The 24,536-nt window shown below is 49.2% G+C and carries 26 protein-coding genes; 8 read left to right on the top strand and 18 right to left on the bottom strand.

The window, feature by feature from the left end:
- The first annotated feature begins 15 nt into the window (after positions 1-15).
- The 7 genes from ligA to ACZM22_RS04225 all read left to right on the top strand — a co-directional run bounded on the left by ligA (position 16) and on the right by ACZM22_RS04225 (position 6,370).
- Positions 16-2,031, top strand: a complete 2,016-nt coding sequence (ligA, locus tag ACZM22_RS04255; RefSeq protein WP_489543214.1) for an NAD-dependent DNA ligase LigA — start codon at positions 16-18, stop codon at positions 2,029-2,031.
- 69 nt (positions 2,032-2,100) lie between these two features.
- A complete protein-coding gene (locus tag ACZM22_RS04250) occupies positions 2,101-2,274 on the top strand; it encodes a DpnD/PcfM family protein (protein ID WP_212819509.1) in 174 nt (57 codons plus the stop codon).
- Positions 2,275-2,290: 16 nt separating this feature from the next.
- Complete coding sequence (locus ACZM22_RS04245) at positions 2,291-3,634, top strand: hypothetical protein (RefSeq protein ID WP_212819511.1); 1,344 nt, start codon at positions 2,291-2,293, stop codon at positions 3,632-3,634.
- Positions 3,631-4,635, top strand: a complete 1,005-nt coding sequence (locus ACZM22_RS04240; protein ID WP_212819513.1) for a zinc-binding metallopeptidase family protein — start codon at positions 3,631-3,633, stop codon at positions 4,633-4,635. The genes ACZM22_RS04245 and ACZM22_RS04240 overlap by 4 nt, the downstream gene beginning before the upstream one ends.
- A gap of 37 nt (positions 4,636-4,672) precedes the next feature.
- On the top strand, positions 4,673-4,906 hold the full coding sequence (locus tag ACZM22_RS04235; RefSeq protein ID WP_022177423.1) for a hypothetical protein: 234 nt from the start codon (positions 4,673-4,675) through the stop codon (positions 4,904-4,906).
- A gap of 169 nt (positions 4,907-5,075) precedes the next feature.
- The gene (locus tag ACZM22_RS04230) at positions 5,076-5,987 is read left to right on the top strand and encodes a ParM/StbA family protein (protein WP_489543213.1); all 912 of its coding nucleotides are present in this window, start codon (positions 5,076-5,078) and stop codon (positions 5,985-5,987) included.
- A 5-nt stretch (positions 5,988-5,992) separates the two neighbouring features.
- Entirely contained in the window at positions 5,993-6,370 is a 378-nt protein-coding gene (locus ACZM22_RS04225) for a hypothetical protein (protein ID WP_212819515.1), read from the top strand.
- 40 nt (positions 6,371-6,410) lie between these two features.
- On the opposite strand, the gene ACZM22_RS04220 is transcribed toward ACZM22_RS04225, so the two are convergent.
- Positions 6,411-6,593: a helix-turn-helix domain-containing protein gene (locus ACZM22_RS04220; RefSeq protein ID WP_022177421.1), complete on the bottom strand. Its 183-nt coding sequence runs from the start codon at positions 6,591-6,593 to the stop codon at positions 6,411-6,413.
- A complete protein-coding gene (locus ACZM22_RS04215) occupies positions 6,590-6,982 on the bottom strand; it encodes an RNA polymerase sigma factor (protein ID WP_022177420.1) in 393 nt (130 codons plus the stop codon). Before ACZM22_RS04215 ends, ACZM22_RS04220 begins: the two co-directional genes overlap by 4 nt.
- A gap of 452 nt (positions 6,983-7,434) precedes the next feature.
- Between ACZM22_RS04215 and ACZM22_RS04210 the strand changes: the two genes are divergently transcribed.
- Complete coding sequence (locus tag ACZM22_RS04210; RefSeq protein WP_022177419.1) at positions 7,435-7,764, top strand: helix-turn-helix domain-containing protein; 330 nt, start codon at positions 7,435-7,437, stop codon at positions 7,762-7,764.
- Between the two features lie 153 nt (positions 7,765-7,917).
- Here ACZM22_RS04210 and ACZM22_RS04205 read toward each other — a convergent pair whose 3' ends face one another.
- The 16 genes from ACZM22_RS04205 to ftsH all read right to left on the bottom strand — a co-directional run bounded on the left by ACZM22_RS04205 (position 7,918) and on the right by ftsH (position 24,511).
- A complete protein-coding gene (locus tag ACZM22_RS04205) occupies positions 7,918-8,625 on the bottom strand; it encodes a response regulator transcription factor (protein WP_022177418.1) in 708 nt (235 codons plus the stop codon).
- A 26-nt stretch (positions 8,626-8,651) separates the two neighbouring features.
- Complete coding sequence (locus ACZM22_RS04200; RefSeq protein WP_212819517.1) at positions 8,652-9,389, bottom strand: zinc metallopeptidase; 738 nt, start codon at positions 9,387-9,389, stop codon at positions 8,652-8,654.
- 22 nt (positions 9,390-9,411) lie between these two features.
- A complete protein-coding gene (locus ACZM22_RS04195) occupies positions 9,412-10,101 on the bottom strand; it encodes a hypothetical protein (RefSeq protein WP_212819518.1) in 690 nt (229 codons plus the stop codon).
- A gap of 1 nt (position 10,102) precedes the next feature.
- On the bottom strand, positions 10,103-11,626 hold the full coding sequence (locus ACZM22_RS04190) for a DUF1538 domain-containing protein (protein ID WP_022177415.1): 1,524 nt from the start codon (positions 11,624-11,626) through the stop codon (positions 10,103-10,105).
- 26 nt (positions 11,627-11,652) lie between these two features.
- On the bottom strand, positions 11,653-12,126 hold the full coding sequence (locus ACZM22_RS04185) for a DUF308 domain-containing protein (protein ID WP_022177414.1): 474 nt from the start codon (positions 12,124-12,126) through the stop codon (positions 11,653-11,655).
- A complete protein-coding gene (locus ACZM22_RS04180; protein WP_489543212.1) occupies positions 12,123-13,112 on the bottom strand; it encodes an alpha/beta hydrolase in 990 nt (329 codons plus the stop codon). The genes ACZM22_RS04185 and ACZM22_RS04180 overlap by 4 nt, the downstream gene beginning before the upstream one ends.
- Positions 13,113-13,187: 75 nt before the next feature.
- Entirely contained in the window at positions 13,188-14,570 is a 1,383-nt protein-coding gene (locus ACZM22_RS04175; protein WP_022177412.1) for a phospholipase D-like domain-containing protein, read from the bottom strand.
- Positions 14,571-14,753: 183 nt separating this feature from the next.
- On the bottom strand, positions 14,754-15,887 hold the full coding sequence (locus tag ACZM22_RS04170; RefSeq protein ID WP_212819523.1) for an AI-2E family transporter: 1,134 nt from the start codon (positions 15,885-15,887) through the stop codon (positions 14,754-14,756).
- A gap of 2 nt (positions 15,888-15,889) precedes the next feature.
- A complete protein-coding gene (locus tag ACZM22_RS04165; RefSeq protein WP_022177410.1) occupies positions 15,890-16,594 on the bottom strand; it encodes a phosphatase PAP2 family protein in 705 nt (234 codons plus the stop codon).
- Between the two features lie 45 nt (positions 16,595-16,639).
- Positions 16,640-17,155, bottom strand: coding sequence for a glycosyl-4,4'-diaponeurosporenoate acyltransferase CrtO family protein (locus ACZM22_RS04160; protein ID WP_212819525.1), 516 nt, complete (start codon positions 17,153-17,155; stop codon positions 16,640-16,642).
- A gap of 48 nt (positions 17,156-17,203) precedes the next feature.
- Entirely contained in the window at positions 17,204-17,806 is a 603-nt protein-coding gene (locus ACZM22_RS04155; RefSeq protein WP_212819527.1) for a cytidylate kinase-like family protein, read from the bottom strand.
- 19 nt (positions 17,807-17,825) lie between these two features.
- On the bottom strand, positions 17,826-19,631 hold the full coding sequence (locus ACZM22_RS04150; protein ID WP_022177408.1) for an ABC transporter ATP-binding protein: 1,806 nt from the start codon (positions 19,629-19,631) through the stop codon (positions 17,826-17,828).
- A gap of 15 nt (positions 19,632-19,646) precedes the next feature.
- A complete protein-coding gene (locus tag ACZM22_RS04145; RefSeq protein ID WP_212819529.1) occupies positions 19,647-21,407 on the bottom strand; it encodes an ABC transporter ATP-binding protein in 1,761 nt (586 codons plus the stop codon).
- A 39-nt stretch (positions 21,408-21,446) separates the two neighbouring features.
- A complete protein-coding gene (locus ACZM22_RS04140; protein ID WP_212820633.1) occupies positions 21,447-22,109 on the bottom strand; it encodes a beta/alpha barrel domain-containing protein in 663 nt (220 codons plus the stop codon).
- A 24-nt stretch (positions 22,110-22,133) separates the two neighbouring features.
- Complete coding sequence (locus tag ACZM22_RS04135; RefSeq protein WP_212819531.1) at positions 22,134-22,685, bottom strand: HdeD family acid-resistance protein; 552 nt, start codon at positions 22,683-22,685, stop codon at positions 22,134-22,136.
- Positions 22,682-24,511 carry an ATP-dependent zinc metalloprotease FtsH gene (gene ftsH / locus ACZM22_RS04130; RefSeq protein ID WP_212819533.1) on the bottom strand — a complete coding sequence of 610 codons (1,830 nt, stop codon included), beginning with the start codon at positions 24,509-24,511 and terminating at the stop codon, positions 22,682-22,684. The genes ACZM22_RS04135 and ftsH overlap by 4 nt, the downstream gene beginning before the upstream one ends.
- Positions 24,512-24,536 lie beyond the last annotated feature (25 nt).

Below are 24,536 nucleotides of genomic sequence, written 5' to 3'. Positions count from 1 at the left end.
AAAGGATGATACAGAATGAAAGAAAGATTGATACGGCAGCGTGAACTGACCGCCCGGCTCAATACATACCGGGACGAGTATTACAACCAAAATACTCCGTCAGTATCGGACGCTGTATATGACCGGCTCTTTGATGAGCTGACTGAACTGGAGAAAGAAACCGGCGTAGTGATGTCCAATTCGCCGACGCAGACCGTGGGCTACCCCGTTGTGTCGAGGCTGCCGCAGGCAAAGCACGATATTCCGCTGTTATCACTGGATAAAACAAAGCTGATAAGCGAGCTGCTTGCATTTCAGGACGGTCGCGCAGTGAATTTCTCACTGAAGCTGGACGGACTGACGACCGAGATCATTTATGAGGGCGGCCTTCTGCAACGGCTCTCTACCCGGGGCGACGGCGACATCGGTGAGGATATTACCCACAACGCCGAAGCCATCGAAGGAATACCGGTGCAGATCCCGTACAAGGAAAGACTGGTCGTTGCCGGTGAGAGTTTTATTCACTGTAACGACTTTGAACGGCTGCGCCAAAAGCTGGTTGACAGTACGGGAAAGCCGTACCGAAACAGCCGCAATCTTGCCGCTGGCTCCGTCCGTGCTTACAATTCTGCGGTATGCGCCAAGCGGTGCGTCCACTTTTTGCCCTTTGCGGTCATAGAGGGACTGCCGGAGATCGAGGCCGAGACGGACAGCAAACGCATGAAGCTGGCAAAGCTCACTGAATTCGGCTTCGGCAGAGTGCGCTCTATTCAGTTTGCAACGGCAAATAACGATATGATGGATCTGCACATTAAGGTACTGCGGGACAAAGCGGCCGAGGAAGATCTGCCGATCGACGGACTGGTCATGACCTATGACTCCATTTCCTACTCCCGCACCTGCGGACGGACAGGGCACCATTTCAAGGATGGTCTTGCCTTTAAGTTTGAAGACGAGCTCTTTGAAACAAGGCTCGACCACATTGAGTGGACGCCGACCCGTTCCGGTGAGATCTCTCCGGTAGCTGTTTTTGACACGGTAGAGATCGACGGATGCGAGGTGTCCCGTGCAACGCTGCACAACCTCTCTTTTATTGAGGGGCTTGAGTTGATGCCGGGCAACCGCATTCTGGTGAGTAAGCGGAACATGATCATCCCTCAGGTCGAAGAAAACCTTGACCGTGGAGATTTTTCAATGGAAGTGCTGGTTCCGTCTCTCTGCCCCTGCTGTGGGTATCAGACGATGATCCATACTACACAGAAGCGGACCGACGGTGAGCAGAAGCTGACGAAAACACTATTCTGCCACAATCCGAATTGTGCATCGCAGAATCTGAAGAAATTCGTTCACTTCGTCGGAAAGAAAGCGATGGACATTGATGGGCTGTCAGAGGCGACGCTGGAGCAATTCATTGCCCGTGGCTGGCTTCAGGATTTTACGGATATTTACCGGCTGGATAATCACCGGGACGAGATCATCCGTATGGACGGTTTCGGAGAAAGGTCCTGGCAGCGGTTGTGGGATGCGATTCAAAAAAGCCGCAATACCACATTTGAACGCTATCTTATCGCAATGGATATTCCGATGATCGGCAACACAGCCAGCGCTGCGCTCGGTCGATGCTTCGATCAGAGTCTCCGTGCCTTTGAGGTAGCGGTCGATTCCGGCTATGATTTTACGCAGCTTCCCGATTTCGGAGAAACGCTGCATAACAACATTCACGAATGGTTTTCAGTTGAAGAAAACCGCATTTTATGGGAGGAATTAAAGCCTATGGTAAACATTGAAAAGAAAGAAACCGCTATGTCCGTCGTACAGGACAACCCCTTTGTGGGGAAAACGCTTGTGGTTACGGGCAAGGTCGAGCCGTACACCCGTGACGGCATCAATGCGAAGATATATTCTTTGGGTGCGAAAGCCGGAAGCTCCGTATCCAAGAATACCGACTACCTGATCTGCGGCGAAAATGCCGGCAGTAAGCTCGCCAAGGCGCAAGCGCTCGGCGTTGCCGTACTGTCTCCGGCAGAGTTTTTCCGTATGATCGGAGAGTAAATAATCAATAGAATGACGGGCGGAGAGGAAGTTTTTCTTCTCCGCCCTTGTCGGATCGGAGGAAATGCTATGGCAAAGAAATATAGGGTCACCATAACCGAAACGCTGAAACGAACGGTCGATGTGACGGCAGAAAGCAAAGAGGCCGCTGAGCAGATCGTCGGCGACGAATGGTACAGCGGCAAGCATATTCTGACTGCCGATGATTTTATCGGCGTTGAATTTGAAGCAAATACTATTTAGGAAAGGACTGAAACGAATGGAAGAATTAAAAAAGGCCTTTTACGAGGTCATGTATAAGTATGAAAAATCCTTTGGCGAAACCGGCGTTATGACAAATCTGAACTTATGGGCACAAGAAAAAGCAGGATTGCTCGAATTGCTGCGCCGCCATCCGAATTGGGATGAGGACGCAAAGGCAATCGTGTTTTCCTTTGACGAGGGACGCGGTATTCAGCGTGATGTCGTGGACGAGATTGCTTTTACTATGGAGGATCTTGCCGCCGAGCAGATCAATGAAGAACAGCGTTTGGAGGATTTCCGCATTGCTCTGCGTGCCGCTGTCAACGAGTACAGCAGCACGCTGTCCGAGCAAACGCTGGAGATCATCCGTACCCGTGGCGGTATAAAATGCGCCGAGGGACAGAAAACCAGCCGGATCATCGGCAAGCTGTGCCGCAGTTTCGGTGTGGACGGGCATGAGCGTTATAATGCGGTATTTGCCCAGCTTTCCGATTCTCTGAATCCTCTGCAAATGCTCAAAACGGCGCTGTTATCTCTGCACCCGTGTGATTTTCTCGAAATGTCTAACAAGGACAACACCTGGACTTCCTGCCACAATCTCGAAAGCGGCAGCTATCAGGCCGGTACGCTGTCCTATATGACTGACGATGTGAGCATGATCTTCTTCACGGTTGACCCGGAAGTGAAAGACCATTATTACCGTGCGCCGAGACGGTCACGGCAGATGTTTTTCTACAAGGATCAAACGCTGTTTCAATCAAGGCTCTATCCGAGCGATTTGTCGGAGCAAATGGATCTGTACCGCAGTATCGTACAGAAAGCGATTGCGACCTGCCTCGGTGTGCCAAATCGTTGGGTGCTGAAAAAGAAGCGTGAGGATGTGAACGAGTGCTGCACCAGCGGCGAAGGCAGCCGTCAATATCCCGACTATAATTACTACGGGAATCTGTCGATGCTAAAAACCGCTGCCGCACCCAGTCATTTCGTCATTGGAGGCCCATCACTCTGTGTTTGCTGCGGCCAAGCGTACCATTCGGGTCACTTGAAATGCCGATGCGAGGATACCGTTGTCTGCAAGGATTGCGGCAATACTGTTCCCAAGCAAAATGCAAGATATATTGAAGGAGTCTATCACTGCCATGCGTGCCTGCATATCTGCGGCTCGTGCGGTGAGATGATCCACGGAACAATGTATCCGGCATACGACCGCAGAGGCCGGTTGGTAGAGATATGCGAAGCCTGCTACCGGGCATCGCTTGAGCCGTGTGCGGCCTGCAGCGTTTGCAGCATCTGCCGCATCATCGGCAATGCGTTCTGCCACAGGACTTCGGTCACAGCTGCGGAAGGCGGTGCGAGATGATTCGATTTGATGATATTCTCCGTATGCGGCAAAAGGAACTGAAGCATTATCTGGCCGGTCACCTGAAGAAACTTGGCTATGAGACAGTCAAAAAGAAAGGCTTCCTCTATGCCGAGGGCACAGTGCCGGTGCTGTTGGTCGCCCATTTGGACACCGTACATAATGAGCTGCCGCATATCATCTGCCGATCCGAAGACGGGCGCTATATCATGTCCCCGCAAGGGATCGGCGGCGACGACCGGTGCGGCGTATATATGATCTTACAGATCATTAGCGAAGTACGCTGCCATGTGCTGTTCTGCGAGGATGAGGAAACCGGCGGACAGGGCGCCAAAGCGTTTGAACGGAGCGGGATCCAGATCGATGTGAATTACATTGTAGAGGTGGACCGCCGTGGGAACAACGACGCTGTGTTTTACAACTGCGACAACCCGAAGTTTTCTGAGTTTGTCTGCTCCTTCGGTTTCCGTGAGGCAATGGGCTCCTTCAGCGACATTTCCGTTGTTGCGCCATATCTCAAAACAGCAGCGGTAAATATTAGTGCCGGTTACTACAATGAGCACCGATTGCACGAAGTGATCGACTGGTCTGCCATGCAGAACAATGTCGAGCGCATCAAGCAGATGGTGCAGACGGAAACCGGCAAGTATCCTTACAGAAAGCGAAAGCTATATGCCGGCTCCTATTTCGGGCAGCAGACGCTGTTCGACATAGAGCCTGCCGGCAGAGATAAGGAAAAGCTGCTGATGGAGCTGCCGGAAGGAACGCGGCTTATGATGAACGGGTGCGAGGTCACACCTTCTTTTCCGTATCTTATGGATAACGAAGGCAATGTGTACGCCGGCATTCAGGAGCTTGACGCTGCAGTTTTATCGGAAAATTCCATTGCCTGCGACGAGAATGGGGAGCTTCTCTCCTTTTCGGTGTTTGACGCCAAGCGGATGAAAGTTCTCTCTATGGAGTCGGCAATGGAACAGTTAGGAATGGATATTGGGTGGTAGGCTCCTCTGCTCACCCAAGCATTAGAAAGGAGTTGCCATGAGAAAGATCACCGTTCTCGACTTTTGCAGTCGGATCGGAATTGCCAGCGATGAGATACCAGTCGTTGTAAAGGCCGGGATCAATATAGTAGGTCGCTACCGCAGTTTATATAAACTGACGGCACAGGCTATGCCCGACTTGCTGGAGGCTAAGGTGCAATCTGTAACCTCGACACGAGAAGAAGTCATCCTTCAAATTACTTTCAAGGACTTCAGCACGAAACGACCATAATCGTATATGAGCGAATAGCACCTCACGGGATTTTTCCCCGTGAGGTGCTTTGTCTTATCACTATTTTTTACTTGCGGGACTATTTTGCCCCTTTGCGGAAATCTGTTGAAATAACACGCATTAAAGTCGTAATTAAAGAGTATAAACCAAAAACAAAGGAGATTTTACCATGCTAATCAGTATCGACCACGGGAATAAACAAATCAAAACCAACCACAGGACCTTTGTGTCCGGGCTTCGGGAAAGCGACACAAAGCCGCCCTTCGGAAAGGATGTTCTGTTCTACAAGGGCAAGTATTATACCCTCACCGATCAGCGCATCCCGTATATGCGGGACAAGACGGCTGACGAACGGTATTTTATCCTCACGCTGTTTTCCGTTGCCTTTGAGCTTGCCGGAACCGAGTACCGCAAGGACGAGATCGTAGATGTGCAGCTTGCGGTAGGCCTGCCGCCTGCCCATTACGGAGCGCAATACGAACGGTTTGAAAACTATTTTCTGAACCGGGATATTATTGACTTCCAGCTCGACGGCAGACCGTACTCTGTATTCATCAGCACGGCGATTTGCTTTCCGCAGGCTTACGCTGCCATTATGCCGATCTATCAGCGGATCCATTCGTATTCAAAGGTTGCAGTGCTGGACATTGGCGGTTTTACTGCCGACTATCTGCTGGTGAAAAACGGCGAGGCGGATCTGTCTGCCTGCGACTCACTGGATAACGGCGTCATCACTCTTTACAATGGAATCAAATCCAAGGTCAATGCGGATTTTGACATCCTCCTGGACGAGTCGGACATTGATGCTATCTTGAAGGATACGCCTACCGATTTTGACGAAAGTGTGATCCGTATCGTGCAGGAGCAGGCGCAACAGTTTATCAACGATCTTTTCGGCAAGCTCAGAGAGCGGATGATTGATTTGCGCTCCGGCAAGGCTGTGTTTGTCGGCGGCGGTTCTATCCTACTGAAGAAACAAATCGAAGCGTCCGGCAAGGTCGGCGCACCGATTTTTGTCGATGAGATTTCCGCCAATACAAAGGGCTACGAGCTGTTGTTCAAGGCCGCTTGTATGGGGTGATGTGAATGGCGAAGAAAGATATTTACAAGTTCACTATTCAATTCAGCGGCGGAGATCCGCAGCATCAGCAGGTTGCGGAAATACTCAATCAGCAGGGGCGCCGGAAAGCACAGTTTCTTGTAAACACAGTTCTGCACTACATTCATTGCTCCGAAACGCCCGATATTCCTCAGCCGTCACCAGTTAATACCGACGCCATTGAAGCAATCGTGCGGCGCATTATGGAGGAATACTCAGAAAAGCCCACCCCAAAAGATGTCGGACAGGCGCCGGAGAAAAAGACGGTCAAATCCGAAGAGATCGCCTTTGATGACGCTGCCGAACTGCTGGGAGAGGATGGTATGGCGGCAATCAAAAATACTATGGCAAGTTTCAGAAGATGAGTAAGGGCGGCAGGAGCAAAACTCCTGCCGCCCTTTTATTTTATGGGTCAAAACGGTCTATGCAGCGCATAAACACAATGCAAAGCTCCTGGTACAGATCCTCGTCAAGAATTCCGTCTATAATTGATTCTTTCAGTAGCAAGGGCTGATATAGCATCAGTAATTCTGTTGTGGCTGTTCTGTCTCCGAATTTTGCTTGCAACAGTAACTCTTTGAAATTCATTTTGATTCACCTTCTTCCATAAATCGGCGGAGCTTCTTTATTGCACGGTAATACAGTGAGGCTACAGTCTTATAGGACATACCGAGTTCATCCGATAATTGCCCGAAGCTTTTTTCCTCAATGATTCTTTCAAGGACGATCCGCCGTTCGTTTTCCTTGATTGACCGAAGCGCTTGCCGCACGGTCTCATGATCCGTGATCTCCTGAATGATGTCCGTTGTATCGAACAGGAGATAGTCCAGGTCAAAAAGCGGTGTTTCAAAGCGAAACTTGCGGCTTTTCTCGGTCAAAAATTGAATTCTCCGATTATGGACTGCCTTTTTCACATAGGCCGAAAACTGGTTTTGCAATATTTCCTGCTCAGTTGAGCCATTATTCTTTTTATACATATAAAACCCTCCGTGTTTCTTGTCTGGCGTATGGGAGCAGACAAACACGGAGGAGAACGGCACCCGGGGCAATGACAGTTAAAACAAAAGAAAGCGCATTGACGGACATGAAAATCCGAAAATGCGCTTTCCTCTGCGTATATACAAGTGTCGTTATGATAATATGTGCCGGGCGGTGTGTCCCAAATAATTGAGAAAAGCAGTTGCAATACATAAGAAACGAGCTGCAACTCATATTCGTGAGTGCAACTCGTTTTAGGTGTCCAAGTATTATGCTCTAAGAGAAGTAAAAATAGACTTCGTCTTCCGCCGTTAGCTTAAATGAACCTCCTCATATGTACCATAGTGCTCCTTTCACACATAAAAAGCGAACCACAACTCACTAAATGCGAGCCGTAAGGATATTTATACGAACTGTAGCTCACACTAAAATATATATGAGGTGAACTACAGTGCAAAATGTATTAGATACCTTCGCTGCGGAAGTGCTCCGAAAGCGCAAGGCGATTGGCTACACACAGAGGCAGCTGGCGGATAAGCTCCATATGAGCATCCGTACTATTCAGGATCTGGAACACGGAATCAGCAATCCAAAAGCCGAAACCATCTTGCTTATTGCGAGAGAATTGGATATCAGTATTGATGCGATCCTGTTTCCCAATATTGTGCGAGGGCATATTTCAAAAACCGCTATGGATTTCTTCGCCGGAAAGAGTGAGGCAGAGGTTCAAAAGTATGTGTCCTTGTGTCAACAAGCAGATAAGCTGAAAACTGATAAATGAGCAGCCGTTTACAAAGATAAGCGGTTGCTTCTTTTTTCGATATATTGTTTGTCTTTTGACCTGCCACAACAAAAATCCCTATGTTCCTGCTATTCTAAGGATAGCAAAACATAGGGATTTTTTAGGGAATATATCGGGAAGAATTCGGTAGTTTTATTTTCTGTTGTAACAAAATCGGTAGCCGACACCCCAAACATTTTTTATCTGGACCGAATCGTCATCGGACAGTTTCTGCCGGAGTGATTTTATATGAGCTTTAACCACCTCATCAACATTATATGCAGTCTGCTCACTCCACAAGAGATCATAAAGCTGATCACAGGTAAATACTTTGTTTGGATTCTCGGCAAACAGAAGCAGCAGGTCAAATTCCTTTCGTGTCAGCATAATTTCCTTTTCGCCAAGGAACGCTTGCCGACTCTCCGGAGAAATACGCAGCCTTCCGGCCACTGTCATTTTGCATGAGCTATTTTCCTCTTTCCGTGTTTGCATGTGTGGCGAATACGCCTGTATGAGGGCTTGCGCTTGCGCAAAGCATTCTTCCATCGAATACGGCCGACACAGATATGCGTGCGCACCTGCCCGCAGAGAATTGAGGCGTTCTTCCGCATCCGCCGTATCGGACCCTAAAACTAAAATGGGAACGCCCTTTACTTTGCGTAGAGCATCCAGAAACCGGTGGTCGTCCTCTGCTGAAAGAGCGACATCTAAAATGGCTAAGCAAAAATCCCTGTGTACAACATGATAAAGTAAATCCGCTATGGTTTTCGGCCATATGACTGCATAACTTCTCGCTTCAAAATAGCTGCTTATCCTCTCTGCCTCGTCTATATTTCTATCCAACAGCAAAATATTGCTCATTCTATAATCACGCTTTCCTCCGCCGGTTACATCCTGTCGTTGCGTCTGCCGAATAAGGTTAAAACATAGAGGAAAAAGCGCAGAAAATAAACGAGAGAAGTCATAAGTGAAGCCAGGTAAGTGAGAGCAGCAGCGGACAGTACTTTCTTTGCTCCCGGCATCTCATCTGTCGTCAGTATTCCTTCCTGCAAAAGCATTTTTCCTGCACGGCGGCTTGCATTGATCTCTACCGGCAGCGTAACTAAAGTAAAAAGGAAGGATGTTCCGTACAAAATCACGCCGATCATTGCGATGTGAAATCCCATCTCAGGATCGGCACTGATCACAAAGGCGTCAAGCAAAAGCCCGATCAACACCAATGGCAATGCCAGCCTTGATCCGAAATTCACTACAGAAACCAGTGCTGTGCGGAATCTGTAAAACCAATAGCCTTCCTGTTTCTGCATGACATGTCCCATTTCGTGGGCAGCAACAGCTACGGATGCCACCGAGCTGTTGCCGTAAGTGCTTTCGGAAAGATTGACAACGCCTCTTCTCGGGTCATAGTGGTCGCTCAGGTTTCCTTTTACACGCCCGACGGATATTCCGTTTACCCGATTCGACCACAATAATTGGGCGACGGTATCATATCCGGTCTTTCCCGAACGGCACCGGACTTTAGAGTATTTTGAAAATGCCGAATGAACCTTTCCGCTTGCAATCGCAGAAAATAAGGTGCAAAACAGCATAGCGGTTATAAACCATATATAATCATTCCAGTACATAGCATTTCTCCGATCTGCGTACTTAAATGCCGGCGACGGAATCTATCGGCATGGACATGACAATCCCCTGCGCCTCACTGTGCATACCGCAGCTTTCTCCGATACACTTCATAAGCGCCACCTTGTTTGCGGACTCCGTCAGAATCAGAACGATTTCCTTTTCGTCCTGGACGCTCAAGCCCCAAAAGTTGGTCACATCCTCATTTCCGATGCGCCGACTGTGAATCACAGTGCCACCTTTGGCACCGGCACCACGAACGGTTTCCATCACATCACCGCTGAAGCCCCGGTTCACGATTGCCGCAACAAGAGAGTATTTTGTTTCAGACATACTGTTTTCTTCCTTTCCTCCGATATTCAATACTTCCTTTCCCGTATTCTGGGCAAGGATACGCAAAATCAGGTTGTTTGCTCCGTTCAGCGGGATCGTAAATGCAATACCGCTGTTTGCCATGTTTAACTGCAGCTCCGAGCGCAACTTATCCATCAGGACATCGGATAGTTCTTTCGGGATCATGCTGATCAAAACGCTTTTATCGATGCTGCCGAGACCGAGCATGTCCATGATCTCGCTGGAGGCGGTGCCTTCGGCATTGAAGCGATATTGCAGCGGCAGTGCACCCTTTTTGAACATTTCCGCTGCCTTCTCGGCAAGCTTTGGCGTGGTGATCAGCGTTAATAGCTGAAAAGATACTTTTTTCTCATAATCCATTTTACTCACCCTCCTCAAGGTCAACGATCGCATCGCAATCGTCGGCAATTTCAGCCGTTCCCGTCGATGTCCTCTTTTCAGTCTTCAGTTTATATACAAGACCCATAAGCTGAATGGCGATCAGCGGTGTCAAAGCAACCAGCGCAACCACGCCGAACGCATCAGTCATCAGATTTCCGCCAAGCGCCTCACAAACGCCGATGCTGAGAGGCAGCAGAAATGTCGAGGTCATCGGGCCGCTGGCGACGCCGCCGGAGTCAAATGCAATACCGATAAAAATATCCGGAACAAAACGGGACAGCACCAGAGCGATGAGGTATCCTGGGATCACAAACCATTGAATAGAGATCCCGGTAAGAACACGAAGCATTGCCAGCCCCACGCTCACGGCTACACCGATCGACATGCAGCGGTTCATCATTTTTACGGAGATAGCGCCGTTTGTAACAGTCTCTACCTGATGGTTCAGCACTTGGATGGCAGGTTCGGCCTTTACGATATAATAACCGATCAGCATACCGATGGGGATCAAAATCCAACGGAAGGACACCCCGGTCAGCTCTTTGCCGAGATAGGAGCCGAGCGGTGCAAAGCCGACATTGGCTCCGCAAAGGAACAGCACCAGACCGATGTATGTATACGCAAAGCCAACGGCAATGCGCTTGATCTGCCGCTTTTGGTAACGGCGGGTCATCATTTGGAAAATCAGAAACACCGCAATGATCGGCAGCAGCGATACAAGGACTTCTTTGGCATACAGCGGTAGACCTTGTGCAAACACACGGGCAACATCCTGGGTGGTGACGACAGTCGCCACATCGGTGAGCGTATACGCAGCCTCAGTCGGTTTGTAGAAACAACCGAGGATCAAAACGGCGAGAATCGGCCCGACACTGGAAAGCGCAACCAATCCGAAGCTGTCGCTGGCTGCATTTTTATCGCTCCGCACAGAGGCAAGCCCGACGCCCATTGCCATAATGAACGGTACGGTCATAGGACCGGTGGTAACGCCGCCCGAATCAAATGCCACAGCCAGAAACTCCTTCGGCACGAACAGCGATATAAGGATGAGCGCCGCATAGCAGATGATCAGCAGCAGGGGCAAGCTGATCTTATAGCGGATACGGACGATTGCCAGCGCAAGAAACAAGCCGACGCCGATTGCTACCGTCATAATCAGCACGGCATTGGGAACGGAGGGCACCTGACCGGCAAGGACCTGCAGATCCGGCTCGGATACGGTAATGATGACGCCCATAACAAAGCCGGTCAGCAAAACCGTTATAAGCTTTTTCATTTTCGAGATCTGCACGCCGACGCCTTCTCCGATCGGCGTCATCGCCATCTCTGCGCCGAGCTGGAAAAATCCCATTCCGACGATCAGCATGACCGCTCCGGTAAGGAACATAACAATGCTGCCAAGCTCCATCGGAACCAAGAAAATACTGAGCATCAGAACAATTCCGGTGATTGGAAGAACGGCGGAGAGTGACTCTTTGATTTTTTCTTTCAGTTTCAGATTCAATTTTGTGCTCTCCTTTTAACAGAGAGTTATTTTTTGCATTCCGCAAGCATCATAATGCCCTCAGCGATGAAAACAATACCGGTAAAGATGAACACCCAGGAGACGGTACCGCCTTGGTTCAGCAGGAGACAGATGCCGGCAGCAAGACCGATGACCGGCTTTGCATAGGTGCGAAGCTTTTGCACAGTACTCATGGAATAGCCATCCGTTTTCAAAGAGGAAACCAAATTCATCAGGCAATAGAGGATCATCAATGCCGCCACAATATAGAGCGTGATACTGACAAGCGTCCATCCGAGCAGCACGGTCACAAGGCCGGCGACAATTTTCACAGTGCCACTTTTACTGTCTTTTTTTGCGGCGTCCAGAATACCCATAACGATCAACGCTGCGCCGAGAACAGTAAATGCAATACTCAGCACGTCCCCTTTCAGCGCAATAAACAGGACACCCACAACGATTGCTGCGATTGCAGTAATCAGCTTATCATTGAATTTCATGCTTCGCACCTCGGTCTATCATATTTTGCCCAGAACGCCTTTACGGCATTTTCATACTTTTCCGGTTCCATAAAGTAGCTCATACCGTGATCGGCACCCGGAACAATCAGCAAATCCTTCGGTGCCGTACAGGCAGTGTAGTTCTCGTAGGTCATCTCTACCGGAACAAAATGGTCATCGGCGCCGTGGACAAGAATAACGGGAACATGGGTATGTTTAAGAGCTTCTACCGTCGAATGCTCCTTTGAGCCGACCTGTATTTTCCGACGACACATCCTGTCGGCAATCGCACTGCGTATGCCGAATCGAATGTGGAGGTTATCCTTAGCAATATGCTCCCATATCGCATTGGCCGATGTAAAACCGCAATCCGCCATGATCCCATGTACGTTGGGCGGCAGCTGCAGTCCGGCAGCCATCAGTACGGTGGTAGCCCCCATGGAAACACCGGCAAGGTAAACAGGAATATCGCTTCCGCAGCGTTCAATCTCCCAATTCAGCCAGTCCAGACAGTCAAAGCGTTCGGTAAGGCCGAAGCCCATATATTCGCCACTGCTGTTATTCTGCCCACGCTGCTCAACATAGAGCACGCTGCAGTTGTTTTTGTACCAGAAATCGGAGATCATCCCAAAATCCCGATGCCACGATGAACGCCATCCGTGGAAAGCAATAATCACTCTTTCCGGCTTTTCGCAGGGAAAATAATGTCCGACGAGCTTTTCTCCGTCATGAGCAATGATTTCAACCGTTTCATTCGGCTGTACGGCAAGGCTTTCAGAGGCACTCTCCATCCGGTTTGTGAACTCGTCGCTGCTTTTCTCTCCGGAGATACGCTTATCTGCTTTTTCCATCACCTTTGGCATTTCCCGATCAAGTGCTGTATCGATCAGGGCTTTTATTGTGACATATGCGGACAGCAATGCAACGGCAGCTGTTCCGGCTGCGATTCCTGCCGCTGTTACGATTTTCTTTGTATTCTTTTTCATACTACAACTTCCTTTCTGCTAAGGGATATCTTTAGTGCGCCGATTAAGACAGACGCACCTCCGGATTCGGATCATTCACAACAGATACCGGAAGAGGCCGGTGAGGAGTCGTAAAAGGAAATAACCGGCTTTCTTATAAAACGGCATTTCTCCTTGAAAATCCGGCCCTTCGTTCTCTGTTCCATCGGGCAGCACATGTCTGCTTTGCTCTGCCTTGACAGATGCGTTTTCCCGTAGGCATTGATTCAGCTCCGGGCAGTCGATCACCAGCATGAGCTCCGTGTCCAGATAGGTGCTTCTCAGGTCAAGATTATAGGAGCCGATCATACTGATGTGATCGTCCACCAAAATCGTTTTGGTATGCAGGGACTGCCCGCAGGACACTTCAAAGACCTCACTGCCGGTTGCAAGAATGTTTTTCTTCTCGTTCAGGTAGTCTGTGCAGCCAAAGGGGTTTGCTCCGCTTTCAATGGCATTGGTCATGATTTGGACCCGGCGACCGCCCTCACAGAAGCCTGCCAGTGTTTCATACATACCGTTATTGCAGATAATATAAGGAGTCTCAATCAAAATGCTTTCGCCGTTCTTCATGATGCCGCTCAATTGCTCCCAGAGTACAGGTGCTTTGTTTTCCGGCGAGGTTGGGTTGGAGAGAAGTGTGATACTTTTGGCTTCCAGCGTCTCTCTTTCCAAATCCACCGGCAAATAAGCCTCGGCATACGATCCCTGTAGTTCTGTATAATGCGTTCGGAGCGTTTCCTGTGCCTTTTGGAGGTTTCTCCGGTTGCCGGAGATTTCCTTGTTACAGGGCAAATCCCATATCTTCGCAAAATATGCTGTCAAGGCCTCGGTCGAGCTGTTCGTCCCATCAGAGCAGACCAAAACTTCTCTGTCAATGTTGCGGTCTTCCTTGTCCTTATATTCTCCGAGGAACAAATCGTTTGTGTTTCTTCCGCCTAATAGGTATTGCTTTCCATCCACGATCAGGTATTTGTCGTGCAGGCGGTAATTGATTTTCCAAGGAGTCATAAGATTGATGGGGTTATACAGCTTGATTTGTACATTCGTATTAGCCGCCAATGCACCGATCAGCCTGTTGCAGCGCAAATACATATCTCCGGAAATTCCGTCAACGAGTATTTTGATATTCACCCCACGCTCGGCAGCCTCATTCAAGGCCGCTATCATATCTTTCCCGCTGTTATCCACCCGAAAATCGAATGTTGACAGAATGATCTCGTTTTCGGCCCTGTCTATCAGTCGAAGACGCCAGATAAGCGCTTCACGGTTATCGTCAATACACAGAACCCGTTCTGTCACACCTGTACCGGCGAACTCGGCTCCTTCGAGCTCTATCGGTTCTTTTTGGAATATCGGCGGGACGATCAGGCTGATCAGTATGTAAAGCACAAACAGAATAGCCAAGGCCTTTATACCCTTAAAGATAACGTTTTTCATCAGCACCTTTCCTTTTATCCAGATTTGCAGAAATTATAATGTCCTTTTCTAAACTGAAACGAAACAAAAGGGAATTTGCTCAGGATCATAGTATTCCCGTTTGGATCTGAGAGAACGAGCATAATAAAAGAACGGCGCAGCCTTTTTTCGGCTGCGCCGTAACCATATCATTTGTTGAAGTGCTCAGTCAGATTTTTGGATGAGGTCGTTTTTCTTTAGCTTCCGCACAGCCAAACGGTGTTCAATATTCTCATGCAGTAATTGTGAGATCACCGCCATCAACGGGATAAAGAAGATGATACCTAAAACGCCAAACATCTTCCCGCCCAAAAGGACGGCGAGCAAGGTCCAAAACGGAGATAGCCCGACACTGCTTCCCACAACATGAGGGTAAATAAATTGGTTTTCAACGAACTGTGCCGCCTGATAGACGATCAGGCATAGGATCACCTTGTTTGGCTCAGCCAGCAAAGTCAGCAACATACCGATTGCACAGGACAAGAACGCTCCAATGTATGGTACAAAGGCAAAAGCTGCGGTCAAAACCGCCGTCAGCCCGGCATAAGGGATCCGGAATATAGAAAACGAAAGGAAAATCAGCGTACCAAGTATCAGCACCTCTACACATTGACCTGAAAGAAATTTGGCATAGGTATCGTGAGACAGCTTTGCGATATGGCAGACCTTATCTGCGACAGATTCTTTGCAATAAGCGTACAGCGCCCGTCTTGTTTGTTTGCCAAGTTCCTGCTTTCCAACCAGAACATAAAACATGATCACGAGCGAAACGGCTGCGTTGACAACAGTAGATATTGTAGAGCCGGCAACACTGACAACGGAGCCTATTACTACGCCTGCTCCGTTCATTGCCTTCTCGGCAATGGTTTTCCAATCCAACTTGTTGAGATATGCGCTGATCTCAGCGGTATCAAAGCCATAATTGCGCAGCACCGCTGCCCAGTCGGGCCACTTTTCTTTAATAAGAGAAATGATACTTTTTACGGAGGCTATGAGCTGAGGAATCGCAATGACACATAGTAGCACGATAATAGCGACTAAAAGCAACAATGTAATAATCAAACTTAAAACATTGATTGTGCGCTCGCTTGCTTTGGGCATAAGGCGAGAAAGACGCTTGCCGATCCCGCGCATCGGAACGCTCAGGATAAACGCCATGAGCAACCCTGCAAATACAGGGGTGAGCAATTCCGCACACACATGTAAAAAGTCCGAAATATAGTTCAAGTTGTTTAATGCTGTGAATAGAGCAACGCCGAAAGCAATCAAGCCAAGCTGTTGCTTAAATTTTTTATCCATATCTATTTCTCCACTGCAGAGGTCTGAGCTGATGCTTCTTTCTTTCCGTAACCCAGCCACCAGCCCAAAGCGCACACAGGCAATGCAGCTATGACATCCACAGCAGAATGTTGTTTCATAAAAACAGTCGAAAGGCTGATGCATACTGCGATGATGCCGAACACGATCTTCCATGCAACATTTTGAAAGCGTTTGCAATCCCACAGGGCAAACATAGCGGCAAACGAGCCGATAACATGGAGAGAAGGACAGACATTCGTGTTGGTGTCAAATGAATAAAACCCCGTTATAAAATCAGTAAGTATATTGGGTTCATCGAAATGCTCCGGTCGTAATTCCTGGCAGGTCGGAAATACGATGTAAATAAGCAATGTGATGCCGTATGTAACGATAACAAAGTGCATCATTCTTCGGAAGGCTCTTGTGTCAAAGAAAAAGGTATAGATAAGTGCTCCGATGAGAAAAACAAACCACAGAAGATACGGGATCAGCGCCCATTCCCAGAATGGGATCAAGTCGTCCAGCGCACAGTGTACAACGTAATAATGTCTTTCCGGCTGAAACCGTTCAAGAAACATAAACATCAATCCGAAAAACGGCCAAAACAGCAGCAACTTAACATGTGAAAACTCCGGCGTATTCATTTTTTTGAAACGAAACTGGCGGTAGTCCACCTCCGGTTTGATTTTTTTCGTGCTTCTTTGCATAACATTCCATCCATTCGTAACGTGCGGCAAAAGCGAGATAAGGGTTTACGGTGCTATCGTCGTTAGTAGCTGCTCCTCATATCGTGGTAAGTTCCGAATTTGCATATTGCGCTGTTGCTTTAAGAGTAATTTTTGTAAGCGAGGCCGGTTGAAACGCTGTACCACAATAAATGGCAAATTGCCGAGCAAAATGTAAACGGCCGTCATGCAAATACCTCCTATACCAGGCCAGAACCATAGCATTGCAAGCCCTGCAATCGATAAGATACCGTGTGTCCACTCTGCAACACAGGTTTCTTGGATCATTCTGGGCAAATCGGAAAGCGTTTGTCGCTTTAGCTTTTTTGCCGGCATGATATTTGTAAAAATACGGCTCATATCCGGCACCTTTGCCTGCCACTGCTTCACACGCAGCGCTTTCCATATTGCTTGTTCATATGAATAGCACCGCCACGGGAAATGATCCGCTTTGAACCAAGACTTTGGTACTAACCGTCCGACTACAAAAAACACAACACCCAAGGCCGCTATGTAAAGCAAGCAACGCAAAAAATGTTTCATAAGTTTGATACCTCTTTGATTTGCATAGCGGCCGTTGGAAATGCTGAATTACTTCTGTGGCTGGCCGCTTATCGCAGCAAGAAGCATTTGGGCACATGCCTCCGTGGACACGCCGGATGTATTCAGCAGAATATCGTAATTGCTCTTATCTGCCCACTCCTTCTGTGTCCAGAAGTGGAAATAGTTTTTCCGATCCCTATCCTTTTTCTGCATCAGATATTTTGCGTCAGTCTCCGAAACATTTTCCGTTCGGATAATGCGTTCCACCCTTTTCTCGGTATCGGATGAATAAATAAATGATTTCAGAACACGAGGGCTTTCCCCGAGGATCACCGTGGAGCATCTGCCAATAAAAACAGCAGGGCCTTTCAGCTCGATGTTTACCATTGTCCGACGAATTCCCTCGAACAGCTCATAGACTGTGTTCTTCCGGTTACGTGCGTAGTCCGAAAAAGCAGCAATGTCATACAGAAAGCTACCTGTACGCTGCTCGTCGTAGGTTTTCAGCAGTTCGATAGATACACCCTGGGCTTCAGCGGCTTTGATCAGCAACTCACCGTCATAGTAAGGTATTCCTGCCAATTCGGCAACACGCATACCGATCTCACGGCCGCCGCTTCCGAATTCTCTTTCGATTGCCAAGGATTTCATGGTTGTCTCTCCCTTCTGATTAAGATGCTTTGTCAAACTGGCTGTTGTATAGGTCAGCATAGAAACCGCCCTGTGCCAGCAGTTCCTCATGCGTGCCCTGTTCGATGATGTCGCCTTCCTTCATCACAAGGATCAGGTCAGCGTTTTTAATGGTAGAAAGCCGATGAGCGATCACGAAGCTGGTTCTGTGCTCTGTCAGCGTATCCATAGCCTTCTGCGTCATCAGCTCCGTCCGTGTATCGACCGAGCTGGTCGCTTCGTCCAGGATCATCATTGGGCTGTTTTTGATCATGGCACGAGCAATGGTAAAGAGCTGCTTTTGCCCTGCGGAAATGACCACATTTTCTCCAAGCACGGTATCAAAGCCATTCGGAAGCGTCTCGATAAAGTGATAGATCCCACACGCACGGCAGGCCTTTTCAAGTTCTTCGTCCGTAACCCCTGTTTTGTTGTAAACGAGATTTTCACGCACGGTTCCGTCAAACAGCCAGGTGTCCTGCAGCACCATGCCAAACAGCTCGTGGATGTTTTCTCGTGTCAAATCGGAGGTAGAAATACCGTCAATGCGGATATCGCCGCCGACCAGATCAAAGAACCGCATCAAAAGGTTGACCATTGTTGTCTTACCGGCACCTGTAGGACCGACGATAGCGACTTTCTGCCCCGGCTTGATGTGAGCAGAAAAATCTTTGATAATGATTTTGTCCGGATTATCCGGATAGCTGAAGCGAACATGGTCGAATTCGACCTCGCCATGCACCTCGGTCAATTTCTCGGTCTTATAGCTTTCATCCGAAAGTTCTTCCTCCTGCAGGAAGTCGAATATCCGATCTCCGGCGGCAGCTGCCGTCTGCATCTGCGTCATACCCTGTGCCAGTGTGCTGAGCGGGGAGGTAAACAAGCGGACAAACATGATAAATGCCGTGATTACGCCAAAGGTGATCTGCCCATCCATAACCAAAGCCGCACCGATCACACAGACCGCTACATAACCGAGATTGCCGATCACATTCATCAGCGGCTGCATAACGCCGGATAGAAACTGACTTTTCCGGTTTGCATCGTAAACCGCACGGTTCATCCCGGCAAAGTTCTTTTTGATCTCGTTGTTGGCACGGGAAATGCGTACAACATCATGGCCGGAGTACATTTCCTCCACATAGCCGTTGAGCTTACCGAGACTCTGCTGACGGGCGACGAAGTATTTTTGAGAACGGGACATGATTACCGCCATTACAACGAATCCAATCAGCGTAATGGCGATCGCTGCAAGCGCCATTCGCCACTCCGTCACAAGCATCATAATCAGGCAGCCTACGAATTGGGCAACTGCACTGATCATCGACGGAAGGCTGTTGGAAAGTGCCTGCTGAAGCGTGCTGACATCATTTGTCACACGGCTCAGAATATCGCCGTGCGAGATTTTCCCAAAGCACTTCATAGGGACCTTATTGATTTTATCGGAAAGATCCCGCCGCATTTTCTTGGACAGATCCAGCGTAACGGTAGCCATGATATATTGCTCAATATATCCGCACACTTCACCGATCAGATAGATCGCCAGCAGGACGCCTCCCACCTTTGCAACGGCAGAAAGGTCAATGCCGGTCATCAGTCCGTCTGAGATCAGATCCGTGATACGACTAAGCTGGTTTGGCCCGATGATCGTCAAGACAGCGCCGATCATGGAAAACACAAACGCAATGATCATTGGCAGCCGCAATTTTGAAGAATAGGTAAACAGTTCTTTCAGAACGCCCTTTATTCCTCGTTTACTTTTTTCGGGCACGCCTGTTCGGCGCCCCATCATTTGATTTCCGTTCATTTACAGAGCACCTCCTTATGCGCCCAGTTCTTCGGCGGACAACTGCGACATGGCAATTTCTCGATAGACAGCACAATTCTTTATCAGTTCCTCATGCGTACCGATCCCAACGGCCTTGCCTTCATCCAGAACGACGATCTTATCGGCGTTGCGGATCGTACCGATTCTCTGGGCAACGATCATGCAGGTAACGCCGCCGAGCTTTTCGGCAAGACCTTTTCGCAGCGCTGCATCGGTTTTGTAGTCCAATGCGGAGAAGGAGTCATCGAAAATCAAAATCTCGGGATTTCTCGCCAACGCACGGGCGATTGCCAAACGCTGCTTCTGTCCGCCGGAAACATTGGATCCGCCCTGTGAAATCGGTGCATCTAATTTGCCGGGCAGTTTTTCGACAAATTCACTTGCCTGGGCAAGTTCCAAGGCTTTCTGTGCGTTTTCGTCGGTAGGAACTGCGGCGCTTTCACCGAACAGCACATTATCCCGGATGTCACCGGCAAACAGAACCGCTTTCTGCGTTACATATCCGATACGGTCGTAAAGGGCGTCGAAGGTGTATTCTTTTATATCCTTTCCGTCGATCAGGACCGTGCCGGAGGTCGTGTCGTAAAAGCGAGCTGCCAGGCTGATGAGCGTTGTTTTACCGCTGCCGGTCGCACCGATAAATGCAATGGTTTCACCTTTATTCACCTTAAAGCTGATGTTTTCCAATACATCCTTATCCGAGGTGGGATAGTGGAAGGAAACATCCTTGAACTCGACTGTGCCCACTTCGGGAGCGTTGTCCGATTTTCCTTCCCGTAAGGTGATTTTTGCATTCAGCACCTCATTGATACGCCCGGCAGAAACCTGGGCCGAAGGGAAGAACATTACAATCATGACCATCATCATAATGGACATGATGACATAGGTTGCATAGGTGCCGAATACCATAATGTCACCGAATGTTGCGATCCTCGCTGCGACATCTGTAAGTGCGACCTTTTCCACGATAGATGCGCCTACCCAATAGACGGTCAATGCCAAAGTATTCATAGCGAACGAGACAGCCGGCATAAGCATCGCAAATCCGTGCTGATTGAACAGCTGCGTTCTCATCAATTCGTCGTTGGCCTGCTCAAATTTTTCCGCTTGATATTTCTCGGCATTATAAGCGTGCACCACATTGATGCCCGTCAGATTTTCACGGGATACACGGTTGATGTTATCCGTCAATTTCTGCACACGGCGGACACGCGGCACGATCACCGCAATGACGATTGCCATCATGGCAAGCAGCGCCACGACAAAGCCGGCGGTGATAACAGACAGCGTCCAGCTTTTGTTGATGATCTTTATGACCGCCCAAATCGCCATGATCGGAGATTTGATCATAATTTGCAGGCCCATTGCCACAAGCATCTGGATCTGCGTGATGTCATTCGTCGTGCGGTTGATCAGGCTCGGAACAGAAAACTGCTGCATTTCATACTGACCGAAATCCGCCACCTGATTAAACACCTTTTCACGGATTGTATAGCTGAAGCCTGCGGCAGTCTGCGCTGCCAAGTATCCGCAAATTACCGCAAGCAGAGCGCTTGCGAGCGTGCAGCCGAGCATTTCAAGCCCTGTTTGCCAGATGTCACTCATTGCGCTGCCAGGGGTCTTGATAAGTACTGTCAGGTCGCTCATATAGTCCGGCAGGCGCAGATCAAAATAGATCTGACCCAATACCAGAATGGCGCAAAGCCCGGCAGTCAGCCACTCCTTGCGTTTCATTTTCTTTAATAGCTCAAACATATTGGTTTGCTCCCATAATCTTTGTTGTTTATAATACCGTTAAGTTCGATACTTTGCCATCAGTTCCTTAAACAATTCCTGCGTCGAGGGCGGCGTATAGGTAATAGCGTTGGCCCCGGCCACGATTGTCTCATAGATGCTTTCGTTGGTTTTCCCACCGGATGCAACCAGCGGAACATTCGGAAACTCCGAGCGGATTTTTCGTACAACATTCGGAGTCTCTTTTCCGCAGGCGATATTTAAGATCGCAGCGCCATGCTGCAAACGGCTGGCAATGTCCGTGCCCTCATGCGTCACCGTGATAATCACCGGAATATCTACGGCGTTGCTTACAGCCAGAAGATTCAGATCGGAAATCGGTGCATTCAGCACAACTCCCATAGCACCTTGCGACTCCACGTCCTTCGCCAAGGATACCGTCCTTATTCCCTTGGTCGTCCCGCCACCAACGCCGCAGAACACCGGGATATAAGAGGAGCGAATGATTGCATCGCTGATCGCTTGCTGCGGAGTAAAGGGATAGACCGCAAACACGGCATCGGCGTCACAATTCCGAATAATTGCAAGATCGGTGGTAAAGACAAAGCTTTTGATCCTGCGTCCGTTGATGATAATTCCGCTGGCTTGGAAAACCGCCTCCGGGATCTTCAGAATATGCTGCCGCAAACGGCTGCCGATCTGAGGGATCTGCTCCTTTTTCATTTCTTCCATACTGCATCTCCTGTATTACCAGTCGGAGTTTCTGCGGGCAAAAGCCGCAATAATGCTTTCGATGCCGAACAGGATCAGATAGATTGCCACCATATAGCAGATCGCTCTGAGCGTTACAAAGGAAAGCGCCGGACTAAAGATCATCACAAATCCGAGCACAAGCCCGAGAATGTTCAGAATCAGTGAGAAATAGTAATAAAACGGATTTCCAATCAAACGAATCAGGTTTGTCCTTGTCAGCTCGGATATGCAGTGGGCGATAAACCAAATCGGGAGAAGAATCGTCAGTGCCCATTTCCCGACATTGGGATTGGCGATCAGCATCACGCCGCACATAACGCTTAAAATCCCAGAGATCAACGACAGCATCGGACCGAAGCTGATAAAGCGGGAAAGCCGGGCATATACCACGAGATCTTCAATGCCCATCACAATGGCGATCACGCCGTAAATAACGACCGCTCCCGTCAGCATGCTTTCCGGGCGGATAAAGGCAAAGATGCCAAGCAGGATCAGGAGCACGCCGACGATCAATTCGCTCCATCCAAAGCCGTTTTTTCTTTTCATACCGCATTCCCATCCTTTCTGTTCAAAATCGTCATGAATTCGCTGCCCGTAATGGTCTCTTTCTCGTAAAGATAGCTTGCAAGTTCATCCAACTTCTTGCGATTGTCTGCCAGCAGACGGCGAGCCTTTTCATGCTGCTTTTTGACAGTCTCCACGACCTTCTGATCGATTTCTTTTTGTGTATCCGCCGAGCAGGCAAGCGAGGTATCGCCGCCGAGGTACTGGTTGCTGACCGTCTCCATCGCAACCATATCGAATTCATCGGTCATACCGTAGCGGGTAATCATCGCACGGGCAAGTTTGGTTGCTTGCTCGATGTCATTAGAGGCACCGGTTGTAATCTGCCCGAATACGATCTCCTCCGCCGCACGGCCACCGGTCAGCGTGGCAATTTTGTTTTCCAGTTCTTCCTTGGTCATCAGAACCTTATCGTTCTGCTCGACCTGCATGGTGTAGCCCAGTGCGCCGGAGGTTCTGGGGATGATCGTGATCTTCTGCACCGGTGCGGAAGCCGTCTGCAAAGCAGCGACCAGCGCATGGCCAATCTCATGGTAGGCGACGACCTTCTTTTCATCATCGGTCATGATGGCGTTTTTCTTCTGATAGCCGGCGATGACGACCTCAATGCTTTCCTCCAGGTCTGCCTGCTCTACGACTGTGCGCCCACTGCGCACCGCACGGAGGGCAGCTTCGTTGATGATGTTCGCAAGCTCTGCGCCGGAGGTTCCGGAGGCCATACGGGCGATGGTATGGAAGTCCACATTGTCCGCCGTTTTGATCTTCTTCGCATGGACCTTGAGGATGGCTTCACGACCTGCGAGGTCAGGCAGCTCCACGGGAACACGGCGGTCAAAGCGGCCGGGGCGGGTCAGCGCCGGGTCAAGGGACTCCGGGCGGTTGGTCGCCGCCAGAATGATGACGCCGTTGTTGCCTTCAAAGCCGTCCATCTCGGTCAGAAGCTGGTTAAGCGTCTGTTCACGCTCATCGTTGCCGCCTATCTGACCATCGCGCTTTTTACCGATGGCATCGATCTCATCGATAAAGACGATACAGGGCGCTTTTTCCTTGGCCTGCTTGAACAGGTCACGCACTTTTGATGCACCCATACCGACGAACATCTCCACAAATTCCGAGCCGGACATGGAGAAAAACGGAACACCGGCTTCGCCTGCAACAGCCTTAGCCAGCATCGTTTTGCCGGTACCCGGAGGGCCTACAAGCAATACGCCCTTGGGCATAGATGCGCCGACATCGGAATACTTCTTGGGATTATGTAGGTAATCGACGATTTCGGCAAGATTTTCCTTTGCTTCATCCTCACCAGCGACATCGGCAAAACGGATGCCGTCCGTGGACGGAACGTAGACCTTGGCATTGCTTTTTCCCATACCGAACGCCATCGCATTTGGGCCGCCTGCCTGGGACATCATTTTCTTCGCCATATACTGTCCGAGGGCAGCAAAGATCAGGATCGGCAGAATAAATGTCAGGAAAAAGCTGAGCAGCGGAGACATGCCTTTTTCAATATTCCGTGTGAATTTAGCTCCCGATGCATACAGCCGCTCGGTCAGGGTGGGGTCGTTCATTTCGCCAGTCTTGTAGATCTGGGTATTGTCCTTGTCTGTGAATACGATCTCGGAATCGGCAACCTCTACGCTGCCGATATCTTTATCCTCGATCATCTTCATAAAGGTACCGTAATCAACCTCTTTCACTCTGGCATTTGCAAGCAACGGAGAGATGACCATGTTGAAAACCAGAATGACCAACAAAACAATGCCGTAATAATAGATCAGGGGTTTTCTCGGTGACTTAACTTCTTTCATACTTACCCGACTCCTTTTCGTTCAT

The sequence above is a fragment of the Vescimonas sp. genome, from assembly GCF_057856985.1.
This window is presented reverse-complemented; position numbering and strand designations above follow the sequence as displayed.

What these genes read in the sequence shown, in the direction of transcription:
- ligA (WP_489543214.1), top strand. Translation starts at nt 16, where the DNA reads ATGAAAGAAAGATTGATACGGCAGCGTGAACTGACCGCCCGGCTCAAT.
- ACZM22_RS04250 (WP_212819509.1), top strand. Translation starts at nt 2,101, where the DNA reads ATGGCAAAGAAATATAGGGTCACCATAACCGAAACGCTGAAACGAACG.
- ACZM22_RS04245 (WP_212819511.1), top strand. Translation starts at nt 2,291, where the DNA reads ATGGAAGAATTAAAAAAGGCCTTTTACGAGGTCATGTATAAGTATGAA.
- ACZM22_RS04240 (WP_212819513.1), top strand. Translation starts at nt 3,631, where the DNA reads ATGATTCGATTTGATGATATTCTCCGTATGCGGCAAAAGGAACTGAAG.
- ACZM22_RS04235 (WP_022177423.1), top strand. Translation starts at nt 4,673, where the DNA reads ATGAGAAAGATCACCGTTCTCGACTTTTGCAGTCGGATCGGAATTGCC.
- ACZM22_RS04230 (WP_489543213.1), top strand. Translation starts at nt 5,076, where the DNA reads ATGCTAATCAGTATCGACCACGGGAATAAACAAATCAAAACCAACCAC.
- ACZM22_RS04225 (WP_212819515.1), top strand. Translation starts at nt 5,993, where the DNA reads ATGGCGAAGAAAGATATTTACAAGTTCACTATTCAATTCAGCGGCGGA.
- ACZM22_RS04220 (WP_022177421.1), bottom strand. Translation starts at nt 6,593, where the DNA reads ATGAATTTCAAAGAGTTACTGTTGCAAGCAAAATTCGGAGACAGAACA.
- ACZM22_RS04215 (WP_022177420.1), bottom strand. Translation starts at nt 6,982, where the DNA reads ATGTATAAAAAGAATAATGGCTCAACTGAGCAGGAAATATTGCAAAAC.
- ACZM22_RS04205 (WP_022177418.1), bottom strand. Translation starts at nt 8,625, where the DNA reads ATGAGCAATATTTTGCTGTTGGATAGAAATATAGACGAGGCAGAGAGG.
- ACZM22_RS04200 (WP_212819517.1), bottom strand. Translation starts at nt 9,389, where the DNA reads ATGTACTGGAATGATTATATATGGTTTATAACCGCTATGCTGTTTTGC.
- ACZM22_RS04195 (WP_212819518.1), bottom strand. Translation starts at nt 10,101, where the DNA reads ATGGATTATGAGAAAAAAGTATCTTTTCAGCTATTAACGCTGATCACC.
- ACZM22_RS04185 (WP_022177414.1), bottom strand. Translation starts at nt 12,126, where the DNA reads ATGAAATTCAATGATAAGCTGATTACTGCAATCGCAGCAATCGTTGTG.
- ACZM22_RS04180 (WP_489543212.1), bottom strand. Translation starts at nt 13,112, where the DNA reads ATGAAAAAGAATACAAAGAAAATCGTAACAGCGGCAGGAATCGCAGCC.
- ACZM22_RS04175 (WP_022177412.1), bottom strand. Translation starts at nt 14,570, where the DNA reads ATGAAAAACGTTATCTTTAAGGGTATAAAGGCCTTGGCTATTCTGTTT.
- ACZM22_RS04170 (WP_212819523.1), bottom strand. Translation starts at nt 15,887, where the DNA reads ATGGATAAAAAATTTAAGCAACAGCTTGGCTTGATTGCTTTCGGCGTT.
- ACZM22_RS04165 (WP_022177410.1), bottom strand. Translation starts at nt 16,594, where the DNA reads ATGCAAAGAAGCACGAAAAAAATCAAACCGGAGGTGGACTACCGCCAG.
- ACZM22_RS04160 (WP_212819525.1), bottom strand. Translation starts at nt 17,155, where the DNA reads ATGAAACATTTTTTGCGTTGCTTGCTTTACATAGCGGCCTTGGGTGTT.
- ACZM22_RS04155 (WP_212819527.1), bottom strand. Translation starts at nt 17,806, where the DNA reads ATGAAATCCTTGGCAATCGAAAGAGAATTCGGAAGCGGCGGCCGTGAG.
- ACZM22_RS04150 (WP_022177408.1), bottom strand. Translation starts at nt 19,631, where the DNA reads ATGAACGGAAATCAAATGATGGGGCGCCGAACAGGCGTGCCCGAAAAA.
- ACZM22_RS04145 (WP_212819529.1), bottom strand. Translation starts at nt 21,407, where the DNA reads ATGTTTGAGCTATTAAAGAAAATGAAACGCAAGGAGTGGCTGACTGCC.
- ACZM22_RS04140 (WP_212820633.1), bottom strand. Translation starts at nt 22,109, where the DNA reads ATGAAAAAGGAGCAGATCCCTCAGATCGGCAGCCGTTTGCGGCAGCAT.
- ACZM22_RS04135 (WP_212819531.1), bottom strand. Translation starts at nt 22,685, where the DNA reads ATGAAAAGAAAAAACGGCTTTGGATGGAGCGAATTGATCGTCGGCGTG.
- ftsH (WP_212819533.1), bottom strand. Translation starts at nt 24,511, where the DNA reads ATGAAAGAAGTTAAGTCACCGAGAAAACCCCTGATCTATTATTACGGC.